The sequence below is a fragment of the Mycobacterium sp. genome (assembly GCF_032162605.1).
GTDB lineage: Bacteria > Actinomycetota > Actinomycetes > Mycobacteriales > Mycobacteriaceae > Mycobacterium.
This window is the reverse complement of sequence record NZ_JAVROT010000046.1, coordinates 1-23,933: the sequence shown is the minus strand read 5'-3', so window position 1 is coordinate 23,933 and position 23,933 is coordinate 1. Positions and strand designations below refer to the sequence as shown.

The 23,933-nt window shown below is 68.1% G+C and carries 22 protein-coding genes and 1 tRNA gene; 12 read left to right on the top strand and 11 right to left on the bottom strand.

The window, feature by feature from the left end:
* Positions 1-368: 368 nt before the first annotated feature.
* Positions 369-536, bottom strand: a complete 168-nt coding sequence (locus tag QOI01_RS02635) for a hypothetical protein (RefSeq protein ID WP_526378325.1) — start codon at positions 534-536, stop codon at positions 369-371.
* A 125-nt stretch (positions 537-661) separates the two neighbouring features.
* The gene (locus QOI01_RS02630; RefSeq protein WP_526378323.1) at positions 662-1,546 is read right to left on the bottom strand and encodes an alpha/beta fold hydrolase; all 885 of its coding nucleotides are present in this window, start codon (positions 1,544-1,546) and stop codon (positions 662-664) included.
* A gap of 42 nt (positions 1,547-1,588) precedes the next feature.
* Here QOI01_RS02630 and QOI01_RS02625 point away from each other — a divergent pair, with 42 nt between their 5' ends.
* Positions 1,589-3,496 (top strand): propionyl-CoA synthetase, encoded by a 1,908-nt coding sequence (locus QOI01_RS02625; protein WP_526378321.1) that lies wholly within the window; start codon positions 1,589-1,591, stop codon positions 3,494-3,496.
* A gap of 221 nt (positions 3,497-3,717) precedes the next feature.
* Here the strand turns inward: QOI01_RS02625 and QOI01_RS02620 are convergent, their stop codons facing one another.
* The 6 genes from QOI01_RS02620 to QOI01_RS02595 all read right to left on the bottom strand — a co-directional run bounded on the left by QOI01_RS02620 (position 3,718) and on the right by QOI01_RS02595 (position 8,373).
* Entirely contained in the window at positions 3,718-4,011 is a 294-nt protein-coding gene (locus tag QOI01_RS02620) for a hypothetical protein (RefSeq protein ID WP_526378319.1), read from the bottom strand.
* Between the two features lie 74 nt (positions 4,012-4,085).
* A complete protein-coding gene (locus QOI01_RS02615) occupies positions 4,086-5,039 on the bottom strand; it encodes a Ppx/GppA phosphatase family protein (protein WP_526378317.1) in 954 nt (317 codons plus the stop codon).
* On the bottom strand, positions 5,036-5,530 hold the full coding sequence (locus QOI01_RS02610) for a DUF501 domain-containing protein (RefSeq protein ID WP_526378315.1): 495 nt from the start codon (positions 5,528-5,530) through the stop codon (positions 5,036-5,038). Before QOI01_RS02610 ends, QOI01_RS02615 begins: the two co-directional genes overlap by 4 nt.
* Positions 5,523-6,212: an FtsB family cell division protein gene (locus QOI01_RS02605; protein ID WP_526378313.1), complete on the bottom strand. Its 690-nt coding sequence runs from the start codon at positions 6,210-6,212 to the stop codon at positions 5,523-5,525. Before QOI01_RS02605 ends, QOI01_RS02610 begins: the two co-directional genes overlap by 8 nt.
* A gap of 45 nt (positions 6,213-6,257) precedes the next feature.
* Entirely contained in the window at positions 6,258-7,547 is a 1,290-nt protein-coding gene (eno, locus tag QOI01_RS02600) for a phosphopyruvate hydratase (protein WP_526378311.1), read from the bottom strand.
* A 94-nt stretch (positions 7,548-7,641) separates the two neighbouring features.
* Entirely contained in the window at positions 7,642-8,373 is a 732-nt protein-coding gene (locus QOI01_RS02595; protein WP_526378309.1) for a lytic transglycosylase domain-containing protein, read from the bottom strand.
* A 169-nt stretch (positions 8,374-8,542) separates the two neighbouring features.
* On the opposite strand from QOI01_RS02595, the gene efeU reads away from it, so the two are divergent.
* The 3 genes from efeU to efeB are packed head-to-tail and all read left to right on the top strand — an operon-like array spanning position 8,543 to position 12,022.
* A complete protein-coding gene (gene efeU, locus QOI01_RS02590) occupies positions 8,543-9,502 on the top strand; it encodes an iron uptake transporter permease EfeU (protein WP_526378307.1) in 960 nt (319 codons plus the stop codon).
* Between the two features lie 17 nt (positions 9,503-9,519).
* Entirely contained in the window at positions 9,520-10,680 is a 1,161-nt protein-coding gene (efeO, locus tag QOI01_RS02585; protein WP_526378331.1) for an iron uptake system protein EfeO, read from the top strand.
* A gap of 28 nt (positions 10,681-10,708) precedes the next feature.
* Entirely contained in the window at positions 10,709-12,022 is a 1,314-nt protein-coding gene (gene efeB / locus QOI01_RS02580; RefSeq protein WP_526378329.1) for an iron uptake transporter deferrochelatase/peroxidase subunit, read from the top strand.
* On the opposite strand, the gene QOI01_RS02575 is transcribed toward efeB, so the two are convergent.
* The 3 genes from QOI01_RS02575 to QOI01_RS02565 form a co-directional block, all read right to left on the bottom strand.
* On the bottom strand, positions 11,995-13,116 hold the full coding sequence (locus QOI01_RS02575; protein WP_526378305.1) for a nucleoside triphosphate pyrophosphohydrolase: 1,122 nt from the start codon (positions 13,114-13,116) through the stop codon (positions 11,995-11,997). The two genes, efeB and QOI01_RS02575, sit on opposite strands and share 28 nt — an antisense overlap.
* Before the next feature lie 19 nt (positions 13,117-13,135).
* Positions 13,136-16,855, bottom strand: a complete 3,720-nt coding sequence (mfd, locus tag QOI01_RS02570) for a transcription-repair coupling factor (protein WP_526378303.1) — start codon at positions 16,853-16,855, stop codon at positions 13,136-13,138.
* 62 nt (positions 16,856-16,917) lie between these two features.
* Positions 16,918-17,514 (bottom strand): TetR/AcrR family transcriptional regulator, encoded by a 597-nt coding sequence (locus tag QOI01_RS02565; RefSeq protein WP_526378327.1) that lies wholly within the window; start codon positions 17,512-17,514, stop codon positions 16,918-16,920.
* Positions 17,515-17,604: 90 nt separating this feature from the next.
* On the opposite strand from QOI01_RS02565, the gene QOI01_RS02560 reads away from it, so the two are divergent.
* From QOI01_RS02560 to pth, 8 genes are all read left to right on the top strand, one after another.
* Positions 17,605-17,676, top strand: a tRNA-Gln gene (locus tag QOI01_RS02560).
* A 117-nt stretch (positions 17,677-17,793) separates the two neighbouring features.
* Entirely contained in the window at positions 17,794-19,287 is a 1,494-nt protein-coding gene (gene glmU / locus QOI01_RS02555) for a bifunctional UDP-N-acetylglucosamine diphosphorylase/glucosamine-1-phosphate N-acetyltransferase GlmU (protein WP_526378301.1), read from the top strand.
* A gap of 92 nt (positions 19,288-19,379) precedes the next feature.
* Positions 19,380-20,360, top strand: a complete 981-nt coding sequence (locus QOI01_RS02550) for a ribose-phosphate diphosphokinase (protein WP_526378299.1) — start codon at positions 19,380-19,382, stop codon at positions 20,358-20,360.
* A gap of 177 nt (positions 20,361-20,537) precedes the next feature.
* Entirely contained in the window at positions 20,538-21,065 is a 528-nt protein-coding gene (locus QOI01_RS02545; protein ID WP_526378297.1) for an LpqN/LpqT family lipoprotein, read from the top strand.
* Positions 21,062-21,727, top strand: coding sequence for an LpqN/LpqT family lipoprotein (locus QOI01_RS02540; protein WP_526378295.1), 666 nt, complete (start codon positions 21,062-21,064; stop codon positions 21,725-21,727). The genes QOI01_RS02545 and QOI01_RS02540 overlap by 4 nt, the downstream gene beginning before the upstream one ends.
* 27 nt (positions 21,728-21,754) lie before the next feature.
* The gene (locus tag QOI01_RS02535; RefSeq protein ID WP_526378293.1) at positions 21,755-22,621 is read left to right on the top strand and encodes an SDR family oxidoreductase; all 867 of its coding nucleotides are present in this window, start codon (positions 21,755-21,757) and stop codon (positions 22,619-22,621) included.
* 144 nt (positions 22,622-22,765) lie between these two features.
* Entirely contained in the window at positions 22,766-23,428 is a 663-nt protein-coding gene (locus QOI01_RS02530; protein ID WP_526378291.1) for a 50S ribosomal protein L25/general stress protein Ctc, read from the top strand.
* Positions 23,429-23,455: 27 nt separating this feature from the next.
* Positions 23,456-23,933, top strand: a 478-nt coding sequence (gene pth, locus QOI01_RS02525) for an aminoacyl-tRNA hydrolase (RefSeq protein ID WP_526378289.1), incomplete at its 3' end; no start/stop codon positions are given.

Here is a 23,933-nt window from a genome sequence, read left to right as displayed (position 1 = left end):
GCAACCGCGTGCTCAGCACGGCCTTCCACGACTTGGCACCCAACTCGACCGGGGAGGCTTCACGTTGCAGACCGGCGATGAGGCGGTGCGATTGGGTGGGTAGTTGGCGGGTCAAGGTCTCCCACTGGTCCAGCGCCGACAGCAGCTCGGGATGAGTCAACGTGTCCATCCCGAGTGCGGCCACCCTGTCGTAGGCGGCGCGCGCATCTCGGCGATCGCCTCGAGCAGGGACCCGTCTTCCATGCTTCGAACAGTAGTTAGTTCGACCTACCGACAAGAAATCCCGCTTTGTGACTCCTGAAACCCAAGTGACACAAGGGAATTCTGCGTGTAGCGGGACGGGCACGTTTTCGCTCATAGGCGGGCATTTAATCGTGCGAGCGCAGGTGCCTCTGGAGCAGCGGAATGAACTCCGCGGCACGGTAGTCCGGGAAGTGCATCCTCGCACCCTTGATCGTGCGGAAGCCGGTGGTGCCAGGGATCAGTACGGCGATCAGCCGGACGAATGCGCGAGCCGACCCGGGGGTGCCGAGCACGGGGCCAGGATGATCCCCGCGATCACCCGTCGACCATCGGATGCCAGCGCGGAGATGACGTGGCGCCACAGCAGACCGTTGGTCGATATCCCGTGAACGAGGACGGCGACACTGGCCCTCCGGTGTTACGGCGCTCCCGTCGCCGTCTCCTCCGCGAGCGCGATCAGCTTCGCGCGCACCAGATCCGGTCGCTCGTCGATGACGAAGTGACCTGAGTCGACCGGCTCGAACGTGTAGTCGTCGGCATTGGCCGTCTCTGGATCGGCGAGCGAGCGATGCACCCAGAAGTCGCCCATCCCGAACAACACCCGGATGGGCACCGTTGCGCGACGCACCTCGGGATATCTTGCCCCCGAAGCCAACTCGCGCAGCAGGAACGTGCGGTAAGTGTCGGTGGCCGCGCGCGCCACGACGGGATCACGGAAGCGGTCGGCATAGATGCGAGCCGCCTCGGGCGCCACCCGATGCGCCTTGGGTCCGAAGGCGAAGATGACGCGTTCCAGGTACTTTGTGCGCCGCTGCAGCGGCACGCCGACGCTCGCCACGAACGGCTGGTAGGCCAGGAATCGCCAGAAGTGCGGCAGGATCGTCTTGGGCGTCTGCCACGGATGCGCCATGTTCATCACCAGATATCCGTCGAAACGCTCCGGCGCAGACAGCACCATCCGGTATCCGACGTAGCCGCCCCAGTCGTGTCCGACGAGCAGCACGCGGTCTAGGCCCATCGCGTCCATCAACGCGAGAACGTCGGCGGCGACGTCGTCCTTCGCCCACTTGTGCGGCGCTGGCCCTGACCAGCCGTAGCCCGGCAGGTCGGGAGCGATGATGCGTAGCCCGGGCGGCGGGTCGGCGAGCAGATCCCGGTACACCCAGTGGTGCTGTGGCCACCCGTGCAGCGCGAGCACGGGGCGGCCGTCCTCCGGACCCGCTTCGGTGACGTGAAATCGGACACCGCGGGCCTCGACGAACGACCGGCGGACACCTTCGATGGGCGGCACAAGACTAGTCATATGTCGAGGTTATGGGACCCCGGTACCCAGTACTCTCCCGGTATGGCCGGCTACAGAGAACTGTTCGACGCCAGCATCGAGGATGCCTGCACCTTCTGGGCCGACGCCGCACGCGCCGTGACGTGGGCTCGTCCGCCCCGCCGCATCCTCGACGACTCCAATCCCCCGTTCTACCGCTGGTTCCCCGATGCCGAGCTCAACACGTGCGCCAACGCGCTCGACCGTCACGTTGCCGGCGGGCAGGGGCGAAGCGACTCGGGATATCGATGGGGCGGCCGCGGCGAGCAGGCGGCGCTCATCTACGACTCGCCGGTCACCGGCACCAAACGCACCTACACCTACCGCGAACTGCTCGACGAGACAGCGCGGTTCGCCGGTGCGCTCCGAGCGCTCGGCGTCGAGAAGGGCGACCGCGTCGTCATCTACATGCCGATGGTGCCCGAGGCCGTCATCGCGATGCTGGCGTCCGCGCGGCTGGGCGCCGTGCACTCTGTGGTGTTCGGCGGGTTCGCCGCGCACGAGCTCGCCGCACGCATCGACGACGCGCGCCCGGCCGTGGTCGTTTCGGCGTCCTGCGGCATCGAACCCACCCGCATCGTCGACTACAAGCCGATGCTCGACGCTGCGCTCGACATGGCCCAACACGACACCCCGGCGTGCGTCATCGTCCAACGCGACCAAAGCCCGTGCGAGCTAGTGCCTGGACGAGACGTGTCCTGGGCCGACGCGATCGCCGACGCGGAGCCGGTCGATCCCGTTCCCGTCGCCGCAACCGATCCGCTCTACGTCCTCTACACGTCGGGCACCACCGGCAAGCCCAAGGGCATCGTCCGCGACAACGGCGGCCACGCGGTCGCCCTGCTGTGGACCATGCAGCACATCTACGACACGCAGCCGGGCGACGTGTTCTGGGCCGCTTCGGATGTCGGATGGGTCGTCGGACACTCGTACATCGTCTACGGTCCGCTTCTGCTCGGCGCGACCACGGTGCTCTACGAAGGCAAGCCGGTCGGCACCCCCGACGCGGGGGCGTTCTGGCGGGTGGCCGCCGAGCACGGAGTCAAGGCGCTGTTCTCCGCGCCGACCGCCATGCGCGCAATCAAGAAGGAAGATCCGGACGCGACTCATCTGAGCCGCTACGACCTGTCCGGCCTGCGCTACCTGTTCCAGGCGGGTGAACGGCTCGACCCGGCGACCTACCACTGGGCCGCCGAGAAGCTGGGAATTCCCGTCATCGACCACTGGTGGCAGACCGAGACGGGGTGGTCGATCGCGGCAGGCCCGATGGGCGTCGAGGCGATGCCGGTGAAGCCGGGCTCGACGACCGTGCCGATGCCGGGCTATGACGTGCACGTCCTGCGGCCCGACGGGACCGATTGCGGGCCAGGAGAAGAGGGCGCGATCTGCGTCAAACTGCCCCTGCCTCCCGGGACGCTGCCGACACTGTGGGGCGACGACGAGCGCTACGTAGCGTCGTACCTCTCGGCCTTCCCCGGCTACTACCTCTCCGGAGACGGCGGCTACCTCGACGAGGACGGCTACCTGTTCGTCATGGGCCGCACGGACGACGTCATCAACGTCGCGGGGCACCGGCTCTCGACCGGCGCGATCGAAGCAGTGCTGGCCGCCCACCCCGCCGTCGCCGAGTGCGCGGTGATCGGCGTCGCCGACGCCATCAAGGGCCAGGCGCCGCGTGGCTTCGTCGTGCTCAAGTCCGGTGCGTCGGCAGACGGACTGGCCGGTGAACTGGTGGCTGCGGTTCGGGAGAACATCGGCGCGGTGGCAAGTTTCAAGAGGGTGGACGTCGTTGCCGCTCTCCCGAAGACCCGCTCGGGCAAGATCCTTCGCAAGACCATGCGCGGCATCGCCGACGGCCGCGACGAGCCGGTGCCGTCGACGATCGAGGACCAGGGCGTCCTTGACGCGCTCGCGCCCATCCTGAGGTCCTGACGCAATGCAGAAATCGCCAAGCCGTTCACACGCACGGTGATTCGAACTATTGTCGAATGTGCATATGTGAATATCCAACCGAATCAGCAGAGGTGGACCACCATGCGAATTTCAGAGAGAAAAGCCGGATCTGGTTGTAGCTGTAAGTGCAACGCCTGCGACGGCGGACACCACTGCGGAAACCCGCCCAACTGCAACGTGAAGCGCTAGCACCAGCGCCTCTACTGTGCGGCTGACAAGTCCGTGGCGGGCTCCGCGTCGCTTCGCAACCAACTCGGGAACGGTAGCGGAGCCTGCTCGGCCCGGTTGCTGTCCGAGACGAAACAGGCCAGGCTCACGACGAAGCTGACCACCGCGACAGTCCCCAGCACCCCGGCCAGCGCGACGTTGCCCTGTCCGAGCGTCACCACCGCGATGACCGCGGCCATGACGGCGCCCATGATCGTGACCAATCCGCTGGTCGCCAGGAATTCCGAGGTCGGATCGTCAGCATTTCGGGTGTTCTTCTCGGCCACGGTCCGATCCTTTCTCGAGCCCGTCCACTCGTCTCGGGCAAACGGCTTTTACCCTGGGCCGGCGGCTCCGAAACCTAAGCGATCGCCCACGCGATGCCGTCCAGGATGTCGTGCTCGCTGACGACGAGCTCGTCGATGCCAGCGCGTTCGCCCAGTTCACGTGCCAACTCTTCGACGATGATCGCTCCGCCACCGATCACGTCGACGCGTCCCTCGTGCATGGGACCGAGCGCAGCCCGCTGACGGCGCGTCATCGCGAGCAGACCGTCGCAGACCTCGAGCAGGTCGCCGAACCCGACGCGGGACAGATGGATGGCGTCGGAATCGTAGGCGGCCAGGTTCATCGCGAGCGCTGACAGCGTCGTCATGGTGCCCGCGACGCCCACCCACGTCCGGGCTCCCTCGACGGGTACGGCAGCCAGAGCCGCCGCGAGCCCGTCGCGGACCACCGTGCGCGCCTCGGCGATCTCGTCCGCCGTCGGTGGGTCGGACTTCAGGCACCGTTCCGTGAGTCGCACGCAGCCGATGTTCGCCGAGTAACTCGCATCGACACCCGCCGCAGAGCCCAGCACCACCTCGGTCGAGCCGCCGCCCAGATCGACCACCACGAAGGGGGCTGCGGCGGGATCGAGTTCACCGACCGCGCCGCGGAAGGACAGTTCGGCCTCCTCGGTGCCGGTGATGACCTCCGCGACCGTGCCAGGCACGGCGACTCCGAGCACGTCGGCCGTCATGGCGAAGAAGTCGTCGCGGTTGGCTGCGTCGCGGGTCGCGGAGGTCGCCACCATCCGCACCGTCGGCACCGAGTGTTGCTGCAGCAGCGCCGCGTAATCCTCGAGGGCCGCCCTGGTGCGCGCCAAGGCGGCGTCCGCGAAGCGACCCGTGGCATCGACGCCCTCACCCAGTCGCACGATGCGCATCTCGCGATGCACGTCGTGCAGTCCACCCCCAGCGTCCTCACGGCTCGTGTCGGCGATCAACAGCCGGATGGAATTGGTTCCACAGTCGATCGCAGCGACTCTCGTCACGCCGTCCACACCTCTCGATCCAGGATGCCGGCCATCGCCGGCTCGCTCGCCAGCACGGCCAGGGCCTCATCGCCGAACGGATTGACGCCCGGCCCCTTCGCCAGCGAGTGCGCGATGACGACGTGCAGACACTTGACGCGGTCGGGCATCCCGCCGCCGGAAAACGTCGTACCCAACGGTTCGACGGCGTCGCGTTCGGCCAGAAACGACTCGTGCGCGCGGCGGTAGGCGTCGGCCAGCTCCGGGTCGCGCCCCAGCCTCTCGGTCATCCCGCGCATCATCCCCGAGGACTCCAGCCGGCTGGCGGCGGCCGTGAGCACGGGATGCGTCAGGTAGTACAGCGTCGGAAAGGGTGTTCCGTCAGGCAGTTTCGGCGCCGTCTTCACCACTCCCGGTTGGCCGTTCGGGCAGCGGTAGGCGATCGCCAGGACGCCGCGGGGCTCGCGGCCCAGCTGGAGCGCGACGGCGTCGAGATCGGCTTGGTCAACCACCGGGAGGCGGCGGGACGGGTGGCGGAGGTGGAGGCAGCTCAGGAGCCGGGGGAATCTGCGAAACTCCGTGCGGCGCATCGGCAATCGTGTTCCACAGGCTCGTGTACCACGGCTGGCCGCTTGGTGGTTGCGCAGGGCTGGCGCCGGGAACGGCCTCCGGCGCCGCCGCACCCGGCGGCAGCTGCACCTGGTACGGGATGTCCCCGGGCATGACGAAGCCGAGGCGCTCACGCGCCTGGGCAGCGATGTACACCGGGTCGCCGAGCTTGATCTTCTGCTGCTGGAGATCGTTGATCTGCGAACGCAATTGGGCCTCCGCGTCGGAGAGCTGCCTCATCTCGGTCCGCTGGGCGAAGTACGTCCGCACGGGTCCCGCGATGGTCAGAGTCAGAACGCACACGACGACCGCGAGGATCGCAGCGCGCCTGGCGGCCGAACCGAGTCTCTGTTCGGACTGCTGCTCCGCTGCTTCGGCGATCGCCTTTCTGATCGGCTCGATGACACCGGTGGGCTCGTCGTCGACCTCGGCCTCGGCCTCGGGGGCAGGCTCGGGTGCAGGGCGCGCCTCGACGGCACGCGGCTCGCGCCTGATCGGCGTTGCCCCCCTCGGACGGCCGCCACCCTTGCCCGGTCGCGACGCGGGGGCGCGCCGCTTCGGGTCGGGCCGCTTCGCGTCGGGCATGGCCGCTTACTCCTGTGAGAATTCGAGCCTTGACTGCCCTAAAAACTACTTGCTCTCAATGGAGAAACGCGGGAATGCCAGGTCACCGGCGTATCGCGCGGCGTCGCCCAGCTCCTCCTCGATGCGGAGCAGCTGGTTGTACTTGGCGACGCGCTCGCTGCGGGCGGGGGCACCGGTCTTGATCTGCCCGCTGCCCACGGCGACGGCCAGGTCGGCGATCGTGGTGTCCTCGGTCTCACCGGAACGGTGGCTCATCATCGTGCGGTAGCCGCTGTTGTGGGCGAGTGCGACGGCGTCCAGCGTCTCGGTGAGCGTGCCGATCTGGTTCACCTTGACGAGCAACGCGTTGGCCGCCCCCTTCTCGATGCCCTCCTCGAGCCGTTCCGGATTGGTGACGAAGAGGTCGTCTCCGACGATCTGGACGCGGTCACCGATCGCGGTGGTCAACGACACCCAGCCGTCCCAGTCGTCCTCGGACAGCGGGTCTTCGATCGACACCAGCGGGTAGGCGTCCAGCAGCCCGGTGTAGAACTCCGTCATCTGCTCGGCGGTGCGGGTCTGCTTCTCGAAGGCGTAACCCGTCCCGGCCGTGTAGAACTCGGTGGCTGCGACGTCCAGCGCGAGCGCCACGTCGGAGCCCAGCCTGAAGCCGGCCCCCTCGATCGCGGAGCTGATCAGATCGAGCGCCGCCACCGTGCCCGCGATGTCGGGGGCGAAACCGCCCTCGTCGCCGAGGCCGGTGGCCAGGCCCTGCTTCTTGAGGACCGACTTCAACGAGTGGTACACCTCGGCGCCCCAGCGCAGCGCCTCCTTGAACGAGGCCGCTCCGATGGGCGCGACCATGAACTCCTGAACGTCGACACCGGTGTCAGCGTGCGCGCCGCCGTTGACGATGTTCATCATCGGGACGGGCAGGATGTGGGCGTTCGGGCCGCCGATGTAGCGGAACAGCGGGAGTCCGGCCGCGTCGGCAGCCGCCCGCGCCACCGCAAGGGAGACGCCCAGGATCGCGTTGGCTCCCAGTCGCGACTTGTCGGGGGTTCCGTCGCTGTCGAGCAGCGCCTGGTCGACGAGCCGCTGATCGTCGGCGTTCAGCCCGATCACGGCGGGCGCGAGCTCGGTCAGCACGCCCTCGACCGCTTTCTCGACGCCCTTGCCGCCGTAACGGCTGCCGCCGTCGCGAAGCTCGACGGCCTCGTGCTCACCTGTCGACGCGCCAGACGGCACGGCGGCCCGCGCGGCGGAGCCGTCGTCGAGCACCACCTCGACCTCGACGGTCGGGTTGCCCCGGGAATCGAGAATCTCTCGTGCGGCGATCTGCTCGATGACGGGCACTGTCGTCTCCCTCGCGTCGGGGCTGATGCGGACGGTCTTGTACGGGCACAGCCTAGATGCTGCGGTTTGGCGCCGCCGAGATGGCCGCCACCGGCTACAGAGAGCGGCCGTCGGCGTACGCGGTCGCCCAGTCGCGCACCGTGCGGGCGTATTGGTCGGACAGGTTGTAGGCCCGCAGCGCGTCCATCCAGCCTCGCGGCTTGGCCAGGTCCTTCCCGCGCCAGCACAGATACCCAGCCGCGGACAGCGCCGCGTCGTCGATGTTGTCGGGGCTGACGACACCGTCGTTGTTGGCGTCCACACCGTAGAGTCGCCAGGTCTCGGGAATGAACTGCATCGGGCCCATCGCCCGGTCCAGCAGCGGGTCGCCGTCGAGCTTGCCGCCATCGGTGTCGGGAATCGCCATGTTGCCCATCGAGCCGTCGAGCCGGACGCCACGGATCGGCGGTGTCACGTCCCCGTCGGGCGCGATGGTCGCACCCCGATACGTCCCGTGGTGGCTCTCGACCATCCCGATGCCCGCCAGCGTCGTCCACGCCAGATGGCACTTCGGGTTCTCCACCTCGGCGACCCGCGCCGCGTAGGCATATGCCTCCAGCGCCGTCGCGGGGATGCCCAAGGCGCCCGAGCGTTCAGCCGCCCACGCGCGCAGCTGGTCCGCCGGACGTCCCTTGGCATGGGTGTCGACCTGCGGCACCGGATCACCAGGCTTCGGCGGCACGCCCTCGGGGATCGGAATCCCCGTCTGCCAGGAGCACGAGGAGGCCATGATCAGGGCCGCAGCGACGACCACCGCGACGGCCCGCAGCCAACGCACTGGCGACACCGGACTCCCTCGACACACTCGAATTCCTGCCATCGTCCCATGCGTTGGAGGGATCCCCATTGACCAACAGGAGGCGTACAGTCCCGTCCACTGGTATTGCTAAGGTGAGCCACACCTATCGTTGGGTAGGCAATCCTAGGTACTCCCTCCTCGTAGCAAGGAACGATGCATGACGGCCGTCGGGGATGTTTCGGTGTCGCTCGTGGCCGCTGGCTCCAGCGTTTCCTCACAGCTGTTCGGTAGTGCGCTCATCGGGTTGCGCGAGGGCCTCGAAGCGGCCATCGTCGTCACGATCCTGGTGGCGTTCCTCGTCAAGTCCGACCGACGCGACGCGCTCAAGTGGGCGTGGCTCGGAGTCGGTGCGGCGATCGTCATGACCATCGCGGTGTTCCTGGCCATCCAGTACGGCCAGAACACCATTTCGGGCCTCGGCGCCGAGGCCCACGCTGGTGTCGCGTCGGTGATCGCCGTCGCGATCGGCACCACGATGGTGCTCTGGATGCGCAAGGCCGCCGCGAGCATGTCCGGCGGGCTGCGCAGCGACATGGCGCGCGCCCTGGAGACCGGCGGGCTGGCGGTGCTCTCGCTGGCCTTCCTCGCGGTCGGCCGCGAGGGCGTGGAGACGGCCTTGTTCATGGTCGGATTCGCCGAGGCGAAGACCCTCTGGCCGCTGACCGGTCTCATCGTGGGCGTGCTCATCGCCGTGGCGATCGCCTACGGCATCTACCGGGGCGCACTGCGCATCGACCTGGCCAAGTTCTTCTCGTACACGGGAGCGTTCCTTATCGTCGTGGCGGCAGGAATCCTGTCGTACGGAATCGGCGCCCTGCAGACGGTGGGCTGGATTCCCGGGCTGTCCAGCCGAGCGTTCGACATCAGTTCCTGGTTCGACTGGTCGTCCTGGTACGGCCAGATCATCCAGGGCGTCTTCAACGTCACTCCGGCGCCGACGTGGCTGCAGTTCACCGGCTGGGCGCTCTACCTCGTCATCGTCCTCATTGTCTTCCTGCGCCCCACGAAGGCGTCCGCGAAGCCGCCGGAGAATCCTCCGTCGGGCACTCCCCCCGTCAGCTCCGACCTGACTCCAGAACCGGAGCGCACCACCACATCCGAAAGGTCCATTACGTGAACGCCTCTCCTCTTGCTGTGAGGGCGGGTGTCGCCGCGGCGGCAGCGCTGCTGACGGGCATCTCCCTCGTTGGTTGTCAGGCCAAGGAATCGGAGACCCCGGCCACCGGCGGCGGCGACGGTGGCGCAGCGCCCGCCCAGATCACCGTCAACGCCACCGACACCGCATGCGAGCTGTCCGGCGCGACGGCGATCACCGGCCCGAGCACCTTCATCATCACGAACAACGGCACCAAGGTGACCGAGTTCTACGTCTACGGCGCCGGCGACCGCGTGATGGGCGAGGTCGAGAACGTCTCCCCCGGCCTGCAGCGCAAGCTGATCGTCCAGCTGACCGAGCCGGGCAAGTACCAGACCGCCTGCAAGCCCGGCATGATCGGCGACGGCCTCCGCGGCGACTTCACCGTCACCGGCGACGCCGTGCAGATCGACACCGAGGGCAAGTTCAAGGAAGCCGCCGACAACTACAAGCGGTACGTGAACAGCCAGACCGACGCGCTGATCCCGGCCGTCGACGTGTTCGTCGCCGCGATCAAGAAGGGCGACATCGCCGCCGCCAAGACGCAGTTCCCGATCGCCCGCACCTACTACGAGCGCATCGAGCCGGTCGCCGAGTCCTTCCCCGACGACCTCGACCCGCGCATCGACCTCCGCGAGGCAGACCTCGAGCCCGGCCAGAAGTGGACCGGTTTCCACGCACTGGAGAAGCAGCTGTGGGTGACGGGTTTGCAGCCCGACGCCAACGCGCTCGCCCACCAGCTGGTCGCGGACGTCAAGGAACTCGACGACGGCGGCACGGCACCGGGCTTCATCATCGACTCCACCCGGATCGCGAGCGGCGCACAGACCCTCCTCGACGAGATCGCGTCGAGCAAGATCAGCGGCGAGGAGGACATCTTCAGCCACACCGACCTGTGGGACTTCGAAGCCAACCTGCAGGGCTCGCAGACCGCGGTGGCCTCGGTCCGACCGATCCTCGACGAGCGCAATCCCGACCTCGGCAAGAAGGTCGACCAGCGCTTCGCGGAGTCCGAAGCCGAGTTGGCGAAGTACCGCAGCGGTGACGGGTTCGTCCTGTACGACACGGTCACCGAGCCACAGCGCCAAGAGCTCTCGCGCTCGATCGACGCGCTGTCCAAGGAGGTCAGCCAGGTGCAGGGTGTCATCGCAGGACAATAAGCCGGACAGTAGCGTTCCCGGCGCGGGTTTGAATCCCGGACCGGAGGGGACCTCCGCCGAATCGGACTCGGCGCGTGCAGGACTCACGCGCCGCAGGCTGTTCGGTGCGGCGGGGGTGACGGCGGCCGTGGTCGGCGCGGCCGGCGCGGGTGCGCTGGCCGGCCGGGCCTCGGCCGCGAGTTCGGCAGAGGTCGAGCTGCAGAGTGCGGTTCCGTTCCACGGCGAGCGCCAGGCCGGCATCATCACCGCGGCTCAGGACCGGATGCACTTCTGCTCCTTCGACATCACCACCGACGACCGCGACGAGGTCGTGGCCATGTTGAAGCAGTGGACCGACATGGCCGAGCGGATGACGCTGGCCGAAGAGGCCGTCAAGAACGGCGCCGTCGGGCTCAACCCGTATGCGCCACCGGCGGACACCGGCGAGGCTCTCGGCCTGCCCGCCTCGCAGCTGACCCTGACCATCGGCTTCGGTCCGTCGTTCTTCCGCAAGGACGGCAAGGACCGGTTCGGCATCGCCGACAAGCGCCCCGACGCACTGATCGACCTGCCCAAGTTCCCCAACGAGACGATGGACCCGGGCCGGAGCCACGGTGACATCTGCGTGCAGGCCTGCGCCAACGATCCGCAGGTCGCCGTGCACGCCATCCGCAACCTCGCCCGCGTCGCGTTCGGCACCGCAGCGGTGCGCTACTCCCAGCTCGGTTTCGGCCGCACGTCCTCGACCACACGCGACCAGTCGACGCCGCGAAACCTGTTCGGGTTCAAGGACGGAACCAGCAACCTCAAGGCCGAGGACACCGGCGCCCTCGACGATCACGTCTGGGTGGCCGACGGCGACGGCCCGGCGTGGCTGACCGGTGGCAGCTACCTGGTGACGCGCCGCATCCGGATGCGCATCGAGAACTGGGACCACACAACGCTCCTCGAGCAGGAACGCGTCATCGGACGCCTGAAGGGCACCGGCGCACCGATCGGATACGCCAACGAGTTCGATGCCATGGACTTCACCACCAAGAGCTCCAAGGGCACGCCACTGATCGACGTGGACGCCCACGTCCGGCTCGCCTCCGCCGAGAATCTCGGCGGCATCGAAATCCTGCGCCGTGGCTACAACTTCACCGACGGCACAGACGGTTTCGGCCACCTCGACGCCGGGCTGTTCTTCATCGCGTTCGTCCGCAATCCCATCACGCAGTTCGTCCCGATGCAGATGGAGCTGTCGCGACACGACGCACTCAATGAGTACATCACCCACACGGGCACGGCATTGTTCGCGTGCCCGCCGGGGTTACGCGACGGCGACCCGTCGGCCTACTGGGGTTCGACGCTGCTGTCATGATCGACGAGGTCCGGCTCATCAGCCACCTCGTCGACCCCTTCGGACTGCGGATCGGGCTCCTCGACGACGGCTTTCGGATCCTCATCCTCATCCTCATCGGACTCTTCCGGCTCGGATGGGCCCTCGTCGACGTCGGGCTTCTCGTCGCACCGCTCGCCGGTCGGCCAGTGCGCGCGCCACTCGTCCTCTGTCACCACGCCGAGCGGGGCGGAGTCGAGCTCCTCTGGGACGTCGGGTTTCCGACGGCTGGCGATGATGTTCTGCTCGACCTTGCGGACGGTGTCCATGAACTCCAAGGTCTGTGTGCGCAAAGCATTCTCGGCGTCGCCGCCGAGCGCGACTCCAATGGTCAGCAGGCCCTCGGGGATCAGGTCCACGGGCAGCCCCGCCGCGGCGACGCGCTCGTAGACCTTCTGCGTCAGCGCCAATGCAGGCTGGGCGGTCGGCACGTCATCGACAGTGGAGACGCGCGCCTTCACCGAGCTTTCCGTGGCCTTGCGCTCTTCCCACTGGGCCAGCTGTTCTTCGAGCGAAATCGCTTCGCCGGCGAGGACGGCCGGGACCCGGTTGCCGAGCTTGCGCACCAGAGCGTCCGCCACGTCGTCGATGCCGAACGGTAGCTCCAGCGCGTCCTCGGCGATGCGCGCGTGGAACAGCACCTGCAGCAACACGTCTCCGAGCTCTTCGCGCAACTCATCGGAGTTGCCGCTTCGGACCGCGTCGAAGAGCTCGTAGGTCTCCTCGAGCAGGTACCGCCGAAGCGAATCGTGAGTCTGCTCGCCCTCCCACGGCCCGGAGGTCCGCAGGGTGTCCATGATCGCGACCGCGTCGAGCAGTCGCTCACCGGGATGCGGGGCAGGCACGGAGATCAACGTCGCGCCTGCGGCCAGTCGCGCCTTCACCATGGGATGGTTGGGGTCCGACGACAGCAGCACCGGGGCGTCCTCGCCGGTGTACGCGGGCCGTGACGCAGGCAGCGACCACGGCACCTTGACGGGCATCTCCTCGGTGTACTGCACGTCACCGACGAGCAGCGCGATGGCCTCCACGGGCAGCAGCGAAGGGCGGCGTGGATCCACCAGAACGACGGTCATCGCGATTGTCGCCACTCGGTCATGCGCTACCTCCGACGATGGTTATATCAACATCTGACAGAGGTTTACCATCCAGCGCCAACAGCAAACCAGCCACGACGCGTAGCAGTTCGGCGTCGCGGACCCGTGGCGCCCCGACGCCGCCGGCGATCCGCGGGATCGGAACGGTGATGGTCGACGTGGTCGCCCGATAGGTCGCCGAGGGATACATCCGTTTGAGCCGAAGTTGCTGGGAGTCGAGCAACGTCAGCGGGGTGACCCGAATCGACGACGCCGACGCCGCCGTCACCTCGGTGACCCCGTACTCGCGGCACAGCAGGCGAAGGCGGGCGACCGCCACCAGGCGGAGCGCAGGCTCGGGCAATGGCCCGTACCGGTCGACGAGCTCGTCGATCACGGCGGCGATCGCCGCGTCGTCCGATGCAGCGGCCAACCGTCGGTAGCCTTCCAACCGCAGCCTGTCGCTGCCGATGTAGTCCGGCGGCAGGTGCGCGTCGACCGGCAGATCGATGCGCACGTCCTTGGGTTCCGGGGCGGCCACAACGGTTTTGCCGTCGACCACCGCCCTGTAGGCCTCGACCGCCTCACCCACCAGGCGTACGTACAGGTCGAAGCCCACCCCCGCGACGTGGCCGGACTGCTCGGCGCCGAGCACGTTTCCGGCGCCGCGGATCTCGAGATCCTTCATCGCGACCGCCATGCCCGCGCCGAGCTCGTTGTTCTGTGCGATCGTCGCGAGCCGGTCGTACGCGGTCTCCGTCAGCGGCACCTCGGGCGGGTACAGGAAGTACGCGTAGCCACGCTCGCGGCTGCGGCCGACGCGGCCCCGCAACTGATGTAGCTGAGAAAGGCCGAACGTGTCGGCGCGCTCGACGATGAGCGTGTTGGCATTCGAGATGTCCAGTCCGGTCTCGACGATCGTGGTGCACACCAGGATGTCGTACTCGCGATTCCAGAATCCCTCGACTGTGCGTTCCAACACCTCCTCCGCCATCTGGCCGTGCGCCACGACCACCCTGGCCTCTGGCACCAGCTCCCTGACCTTGGCGGCGGCGGCATCAATGGTGCGGACCCTGTTGTGAATGTAGAAGGCCTGGCCGTCGCGCAGCAGCTCGCGCCGCAGCGCCGCGGCCACCTGCTTCTCGTCGTGCGGACCGACGTAGGTGAGCACCGGGAACCGCTCCTCGGGCGGGGTGAGGATCGTCGACATCTCCCGGATGCCCGCCAGGCTCATCTCCAGGGTCCGCGGGATGGGTGTGGCGCTCATCGTCAGCACGTCGACGTGGGTGCGCATCGACTTGATGTGCTCCTTGTGCTCGACACCGAAGCGCTGCTCCTCGTCGACCACGACGAGGCCGAGGTCCTTCCACGTCACACCGGTCTGCAACAGCCGGTGCGTGCCGATGACTATGTCGACCGAACCGTCCTTCATGCCCTCGAGCGCCTTGCGGGACTCGGCGGGGTCAGTGAACCGCGACAGCCCCTTGACCGTCACCGGGAACCCCGCCATACGCTGGGCGAACGTCTGAAGGTGCTGGTCGGCGAGCAGCGTCGTCGGCACCAGGATGGCCACCTGCTTGCCCGCCTGCACCGCCTTGAAGGCCGCCCGCACGGCGATCTCGGTCTTGCCGTAGCCCACATCACCGCAGATCACCCGGTCCATCGGCATGGCCTTCTCCATGTCCGACTTGACCTCGGTGATGGCGGTCAGCTGATCGACGGTCTCGGTGAACCCGAACGCGTCCTCCATCTCTGCCTGCCATGGGGTGTCGGGCCCGAACGCGAAGCCGGGAGCCACCTGGCGCTTGGCGTACAGCGCCACCAGCTCACCCGCGATCTCGCGGACGGCCTTGCGGGCCTTCGTCTTGGTGTTGGTCCAGTCGCTGCCGCCGAGCCTGCTGAGGTTCGGCTCCTGCCCGCCGACGTAGCGCGACAACTGATCCAGCGAGTCCATCGGCACGAAGAGTTTGTCGGACCCGCCGCCCCGCTTGGCCGACGCGTACTCCAGCACCAGGTACTCGCGCCGTGCGCCGCCGATGGTGCGCTCCACCATCTCGACGAACCGGCCGATCCCGTGCTGGTCGTGCACGACGAGGTCGCCGGCCGTCAGCGCCAGCGGGTCGACGACGTTGCGGCGCTTGGCGGCCAGCCGCTTGCCCTCCGTGGCGGCCGCGCGGTTGCCGGTCAGGTCCGACTCGGTGATCAGGACGAGTTTCGCGCCCGGCAGGACCACGCCGTCGTGCAGCGGTCCCTTGAGCACGCCCACGACACCCGCGGTCGGCGCGGCGCCGGGCGTCAACATCGTTGCCGGAACGTCGGATTCGCCCAGCTGTTCGACGACGCGGTGCGCGGTGCCCGCTCCAGGCGTCACAATCGCGGCGAATCCGCCGGTGCTCACGTGTGCCCGCAGCATCGCGAAGATCTCGTCGAGGTTGTTCTGCTGGCCCCGCGCGGACGGGGCGGGGCGGATGTCCAGTTCGATGGTCGCGGGGGCTATTCCCCCATCGCTCCTCACGTCCGCAGAAAGCTGGCTCAAGGTCCACCACGGGTGCCCGCCGTCGGCGGCGCCGGACCGGACGTCGGCGAGGTCACGGAAACCCGACCCACCGAGCTGTTCCAGGTCGATCGGCGCGTCGGCCCCCATCGCGGCCACCGACCACGACGCCTCGAGGAACTCGCGTCCCGTCTTGACCAGGTCGCCCGCCCGGGTGCGCACCTTCTCCGGGTCGCAGATCAACACCGGGGCACCCGCGGGCAGATGGTCGGTCAACAGCGTCAGCTCGGTCGGCCGCAGCACCGGAAGCAGGGCCTCCATGCCGTCGACGGGGATGCCGTCGGCCAGCTTGGCCAGCATTTCGCCGACGGTGTCGCCGACGCGGTTCTCGTCGTGAGGCTGCGCTGAAGCCAGCGCGGCGGCCCGCCCGCGGACGTCGTCGGTCAGCAGCAGTTCCCGACACGGCACGGCGATCAGGGTGTCGACGACCAGCTCCGGGATCGAGCGCTGATCGGCGATGGAGAACATCCGCATCTCGGAGACCTCGTCTCCCCAGAACTCGATGCGCACCGGATGTTCGGCCGTCGGCGCGAACACGTCGAGGATGCCGCCGCGCACCGCGAACTCGCCGCGCTTGCCGACCATGTCGACCCGGGTGTACGCGAGGTCGACGAGGCGCGCGAGGACGGCGTCGAATGTCGCCGCCGGGGCGGCTCCGGAGTCGAATGTCGCCGCCGGGGCGGCTCCGGCGGCGCAGCCGGCCTCCTGACCGACGGTGAGGATGACCGGTTCGATGTCCGCGAGGTCGGGCGCCATGGGCTGCAGCAGCGAGCGCGCTGTGGTCACGACGACCCGAAGGGGCACCCCGAACCTGTCGTCGTCGGGGTTGTTCAGCCGGCGCAGCACCATCATCCGGGCGCCGACCGTCTCCACTCCCGGCGACAGCCGCTCGTGCGGCAACGTCTCCCACGACGGGAACATGGTGACCACGTCGCCCAGCACGGCGCGTAGTTCCGCGGTCAGGTCGTCGGCCTCCCGACCAGTGGCGGTGACGACGAGCAGCGGACCCGCCTGCGCGAGCGCGGCGGCGACGAACAGTCGCGCGCTGGCCGGACCCTGCAGCGCCATCTGGGGCACGCCGTCGGCGGCACGCCTGGTGAGGTCCGCCAGCCCTGGATCGGACAGCGCGAGACCGACCAGACCCGCCATCGGGGTCTGGACATGGGGGTGCCCCGATGTGGTCATTGTGTGTACATCCTAGTCGCCTGCCGAAGGCCTTGCGGCCGTGCTGAATCGGGGGGCCACGCTCACTGCTGGTCGTGCAGCTCCGGGTCGGCCTCGAGGTGGGTGAGCCCATTCCACATCAGGTTGACGAGGTGCGCGGCCACCACCTCCTTCTTCGGTTCCCTGGTGTCGAGCCACCACTGCGCGGTCATCGACACCGAGCCGACGAGGGCTTGGGCGTACAGGGGGGCCAGCTCGGGATCGAGCCCACGGCGGGAGAAGTCGCCAGCCAGGATCGACGCCACCTGGCTCACCGCGTCGTTGAGCAGGCTCGAATACGTGCCGGAGGCGATGCTGGCCGGGGAGTCGCGGATGAGGATGCGGAAACCGTCAGTGCGCTCTTCGACGTAGGTGAGCAGCGCGAGCGCCACCCGTTCGACGCGCACCCGGGAGCGGTTGTTGGTCAGCGACGAGGTGATGCCGTCGAGCAGCGCCGACATCTCGCGGTCCACGACGACCGCGTAGAGGCCCTCCTTGCCGCCGAAGTGCGCGTAGACGACGGGCTTGGAGACGTTGGCCCGTTGGGCGATCTCCTCGATCGACGTCGCGTCGTAGCCCCGCTCGGCAAACAGCGACTTGGCGATCTCGACCAGCTGCTGGCGGCGCTCGGTGCCGGTCATGCGCGCCCGGGGTGCGCGCACTTCCTTCTCCGGTGCTGCCACGACACTGAGCTTAACCTCCACGGCCTTCGACTAAAGTCAACGCCGCAGTCCGTCGTGGTGTAATCGGCAGCACCTCTGATTTTGGTTCAGATAGTTCAGGTTCGAGTCCTGGCGACGGAGCAGTGAGCGAGGCTTGCCGAGGGAGCAGACAGAATCACCTTGCCGAGCGTGCGTGTCTGAACGACGACACGCCGCTCGGACCGGCACAACGCGCACGCTCGCGGAAGTGAGGGATCCATGACGACACGAGGCGAAACCGCGGTCATCGTCCTGGCCGCGGGGTCGGGCACCCGGATGCAGTCCGACGTGCCCAAGGTGCTGCACACCCTGTCCGGACGAAGCATGATCGCGCACGCTCTGCACGCGGTCGCCAAGGTCTCCCCGCATCATCTGATCGTGGTCCTCGGCAAGGACCGCGACCAAGTCACGCCTGCGATCAACGGGCTCGCCGACGAACTCGGCCGCCAGATCGACGTCGCAGTGCAGGACGAACAGCTAGGCACCGGGCACGCCGTCGCGTGCGGAATGACGGCGCTGCCCGCCGACTTCGCGGGCACCGTGGTGGTGATGGCCGGCGACGTCCCACTGCTGGACGCCGACACCCTGGCCGGGCTGATCGACGCGCACGGCAGCCAACCCACCTCCGCGACCCTGTTGACCACCACGCTGCCCGACCCCACCGGCTACGGGCGCGTCCTGCGGACCCAGGACGGGGAGGTCACCAGCATCGTCGAGCAGGCTGACGCGTCGGCATCCCAGCGCGCGATCCGCGAGGTCAACGCGGCCGTCTACGCGTTCGACGCCGCCGTACTGCGCTGGTCGCTGACCAAATTGCGCGCGCACAACGCGCAACGCGAGCTCTACCTCACCGACGCCATCGAGATCCTGCGCAGCGACCACCAGCGGGTGCGCGCGCAGCACGTGGACGACAGCGCGCTGGTCGCAGGCGTCAACGACCGCGTCCAGCTGGCCGATCTGCACCGCGAGCTCAACCGCCGCATCGTCGCCACCGTGCAACGCAGCGGCGTGACCGTCATCGACCCGGCCACCACGTGGATCGACGTCGACGTCACCGTCGGTCGCGACACCGTCATCGCGCCCGGTACCCAACTGCTCGGCACGACCCGCATCGGCGCGCGCTGCCAGATCGGGCCCGACACGACGCTGACCGGCGTCGCCGTCGGCGACGGAGCCACCGTGATCCGCACGCAGGGGTCCTCGTCGGTCGTCGGCGACGGCGCCGTCGTCGGCCCGTTCGCGTACCTGCGGCCGGGCACCGAGCTCGGGGCCGACGGCAAGATCGGCACATTCGTCGAGACAAAGAACGCATCTATCGGCGCCGGGACCAAGGTTCCGCACCTGACCTACGTCGGCGACGCCGACATCGGCGAACACAGCAACATCGGCGCCTCAAGCGTGTTCGTGAACTACGACGGAGAAATCAAGCAGCGCACCACGATTGGCTCACACGTGAAGACCGGTTCGGACAACATGTTCGTCGCGCCGGTCACCGTCGGCGACGGTGCGTACACCGGCGCGGGCACCGTCGTCCGGGAGGACGTGCCGCCCGGCGCGCTGGCCGTCTCGGCCGGTCCGCAGCGCAACATCGAGGGCTGGGTGGCGCGCAAGCGACCGAACTCCGCCGCGGCGGAGGCAGCCAGGAACGCAGGCCCCGACGTGGCGGCAGACGTCGAGGACCGCAGCCCTCCGGAAGACCGGCTGGACGCCTGAGGTTGGTTTTCCGGTAACCCGGCCACGGACGCCAGGGAACGCTACGTACCATTGCCCACGTATCGATCCCCGACGGCAAAGGCAGCGGCGAAGTGGCCACGGACTGGACCGACAATCGCAAGAACCTGATGCTGTTCTCGGGTCGCGCGCACCCCGAGCTCGCCGAACAGGTCGCCAAGGAGTTGGACGTCGCGGTGACGGCGCAGACCGCTCGCGACTTCGCCAACGGCGAGATCTTCGTGCGGTTCGACGAGTCGGTGCGCGGGTGCGACGCGTTCGTGCTGCAGTCACATCCCGCGCCGCTGAACAAGTGGCTGATGGAACAGCTCATCATGATCGACGCCCTCAAGCGCGGCAGCGCCAAGCGCATCACGGCGATCCTGCCGTTCTATCCCTATGCCAGACAGGACAAGAAGCACCGCGGCCGCGAGCCCATCTCAGCCCGCCTGGTCGCCGACCTTTACAAGACCGCGGGCGCCGACCGCATCGTGTCGGTCGACCTGCACACCGACCAGATCCAGGGCTTCTTCGACGGCCCAGTCGACCACATGCGCGGCCAATCCCTGCTGTGCGGTTACATCCGCGATCACTACGCGAGCCACGACATGGTCGTCGTCTCCCCCGACTCCGGGCGCGTGCGCGTCGCCGAGAAGTGGGCGGATTCGCTCGGCGGTGTGCCGCTGGCGTTCATTCACAAGACCCGCGACCCGCTGGTGCCGAACCAGGTCAAGTCCAACCGCGTGGTGGGCGACGTCAAGGGCAGGACCTGCATCCTCACCGACGACATGATCGACACCGGCGGCACCATCGCGGGTGCGGTCAAGCTCCTGAAGGAAGACGGCGCGGCCGACGTCGTCGTCGCCGCCACCCATGGCGTGCTGTCCGATCCGGCCCGCGACCGGCTCGCCGAATGCGGCGCCCGCGAGGTCGTGGTCACCAACACGCTGCCGATCGGCGAGGACAAGCGGTTCCCGCAGCTGACCGTGCTGTCGATCGCGCCGCTGCTGGCCAGCACGATCCGCGCGGTCTTCGAAAACGGCTCGGTGACGGGACTGTTCGACGGAGACGCCTGAGATGGGCGAACACCCCATCCCGATCGCCGCCGTCGACGTGATTCCGTGATCCCGGTTCGATACGCGGGCGCACTAGTGATGGCGCTGGTGCTCGCAGCCTGCGGGTCAGGAGCAACCGACCGGAGCGCTTCGTCGTCTCCCACCACCTCGACGAGCGCGACACCCACGATGACACCGGTGACAACGCCGCCCACCGGGAAACCGGTGGCGTTCAGGGACTACCTGGCCTCGATCGGCGTCACGGGGGAACCCGCCCACTTCGACAAGACCCCCGGTCTGGAAGTCACGGTGCCCATCCCCGACGGTTGGGCGCGCACCAGCGACCCGCTGTTCGCCACCGGTATCGACTTCGTCCAGCCGCTCGGCGGCAAGGGCACGTACCCGTCAATCACGCTGATGGCGATCGGGCTCAACGGCGACTTCGACCCGAAGGACGCGATCCACCACGCCAACGCGGACGCGTTGCCGCCGACCGCGACCAACGTCACCGAGTCCTTCGAGGATTACCAGGGCTTCCCCTCGGCTGCCGCGCAGGGCGTCGCGGGTGGCAGCCAGCACTACAGCCGGATCGTCATCGCGACCGTGCCGTCGAACGGCAAGCGGTACCTGGTTCAGCTCGCGGCGACCACCCTCGTCGCCCAGCCGATCGCGGCATCACCCGCGCTGAGCAGCGTCATCTCCGGCTTCAAGGTGACCGTGTCGTGAAGCGCTCGACGGAGGCGATCGCGGGTGCGGCGCTCCTGGTCGCACTCACCGTCGCGGGGTGCAGCCCTTCGGCGCCCGACTACCGGTCCATCTGGCAGACCACCACCACGTCCGCCACCCCGACGAGCACCGACAAGCCCATCTCCATCTCGACCTACTTCGACAACATCGGCGTCACCGGCGCGCCCGTCGCACCCGACAAGCTGACCGACCTGACCGTCGTCGTGCCCTCGCCGCCCGGCTGGAAGCCCTACGTCAACGCGAACCTCTCACCCGGCACCAGGACGATCGCCAGGGGCGACACCTATCCGACGGCGATGCTCCTGGTCTTCCAACTGGACGGAAACTTCGATCCCGCCGAGGCGCTCAAGCACGCCGACGGTGACGCGAAGCTGTCGAAGGACTTCAAACAGCTCAACGCGTCCGCGGACAACTTCCGGGGCTTCCCCTCGGCCATGATCGAGGGCACCTACGACCTGAACGGGCAACGGATGCAGAGCTACAACCGGGTGGTCATCGCCAGCGGAACCCCGGCCCGGGCCAACCTCCCCGGTCAGAAATATCTGATCCAGCTCACCGTGACGGCGTTCGCCGACCAGGCGCAGGCCGACGGGCCCGACATCGAGGCGATCATCAAGGGCTTCACCGTCAAGGCGAAGTAAGAGCGTCCCGGGGAATAGGCTTCAACCATGAGTGCCTGGACTGCCAAGGATCTGCCCTCGTTTGCCGGACGCACCGTCGTGGTGACGGGCGCCAACAGCGGGCTCGGCGAAGTCACGGCACGTGAGCTGGCCCGCGTCGGCGCGAAGGTCATCGTCGCCGTTCGCAACCTCGACAAGGGCAACGCCGCGGCAGCGGGCATGAGCGGTGAGGTGGAGGTCCGGAAGCTCGACCTGCAGGACCTGTCCTCGGTGCGCGAGTTCGCGAACACGGTCGACGGCCTGGACGTGCTGATCAACAACGCAGGCATCATGGCCGTGCCCTACGCGCAGACCGTCGACGGCTTCGAAAGCCAGATCGGGACCAACCACCTCGGCCACTTCGCGTTGACCAACCTGCTGCTGCCGAAGATCACCGATCGCGTCGTGACGGTGTCCTCGATGATGCACCTGATCGGCAAGATCAGCCTCAAGGATCTCAACTGGAAGTCACGGCCGTACTCCGCGTGGCTGGCCTACGGTCAGTCCAAGCTGGCCAATCTGCTGTTCACCAAGGAGCTGCAGCGCAGGCTCGATACCGCGGGGTCGACGGTGACGGCGCTCGCCGCCCATCCCGGGTACTCGGCCACCAACCTCCAGGGCCAGACCGGCAACGAGTTCGGGACCAAGTTCTGGCACGCCGCCAACCGCCTCGGCACCGACGCCGCCTTCGGCGCCCGACAGACGCTCTTCGCCGCGTCCCAGGAACTGCCGGGCGACGGCTTCATCGGCCCGAAGTTCACGATGCGGGGCCCCACCGGGCTGACCGCACGCAGTCCGCTGGCAAGCAACGCCAAGACCGCGAGCGCACTGTGGGAGCTGTCCGAGCAGCTCACCCACACCAAATTTCCGCTCTAACGTGCTGATGGGCTAACCTGGCTGACGATCACGGCGAGGGTGGACTACTCAGGCCACCGTTATCGACGAGAACCGATTCGCAGCCCCGCTGCTTCTTGTCGCCCTCACCGTGCCACCAGACGAACCGGCACAGGAGCGAACCACATGGCCAAGACAGCGGCCCACGCAGAAAACAATCTGACCGCAGCGGTCCGGACCAAGACCGGCAAGGGCGCGTCGCGTCAGGCCCGTCGCGACGGCAAGGTTCCCGCCGTCCTCTATGGCCACGGCACCGATCCGCAGCACCTGGAGCTGCCGGCCCGCGAGTTCGCCGCGGTGCTGCGCAACTTCGGCACCAACGCGGTCTTGACCCTCGACATCGACGGCACGGAAGCGCTGGCGCTGCCGAAGGCGATCGAGATCCACCCGATCCGTCGCAACATCCAGCACGTCGACCTGATCATCGTCCGTCGCGGCGAGAGGGTGACCGTCGAGATCAACGTCGTCGTCGAGGGCGACGCGGGTCCGGACACCCTGGTCAACCAGGAGTCCAACACCATCGAGATCGAGTCCGACGCCATGTCGATCCCCGAAAACCTGACCCTGTCGGTCGAGGGCATCCGCGCGGGCACGCAGTTCCTAGCGTCGCAGATCCCGCTGCCCGACGGCGTCACGCTGATCTCCGATCCGGAGCTGCTCGTGGTCAACGTCATCCCCGCGCCGACCGCCGACGATCTGGAGTCCGAGGGCGCCGGCGACACGGCCGACGCACCGGCTGCAGAGGCCTCCGGCGAGTCCGAAGAGGCCGCCGCCTCCGAGTCCGAATAGTCCGCTGGTTGAGGCGAATTCGCTGACATGGCCGGACCGCTGCTGGTGGTCGGCCTTGGCAACCCGGGACCGCGGTACGCCGCTACCCGGCACAACCTTGGCTTCCTCGTCGCCGACATCCTGGCCGACCGCATCGGCTCCGGCTTCAAGGTGCACAAGCGCTCCGGCGCCGACGTGACGACCGGTCGCCTCGGCGGCCGGTCGGTCGTGCTCGCCAAGCCGCGCGTGTTCATGAACGAGTCCGGGCGCCAAGTCGCTCCGCTGGCCCAGTTCTACTCGGTGGCGCCGGCGGACGTGATCGCCATCCATGACGAGCTGGACATCGACTTCGGTCGGATCCGGCTCAAGCTCGGTGGCGGCGAGGGCGGCCACAACGGGTTGCGGTCGGTCGCGTCGGCCCTTGGCACCAGGGACTTCCAGCGGGTGCGCATCGGCATCGGGCGCCCACCGGGCCGCAAGGATCCGGCCACCTACGTGCTGGAGAACTTCACCGCCGCCGAGCGGC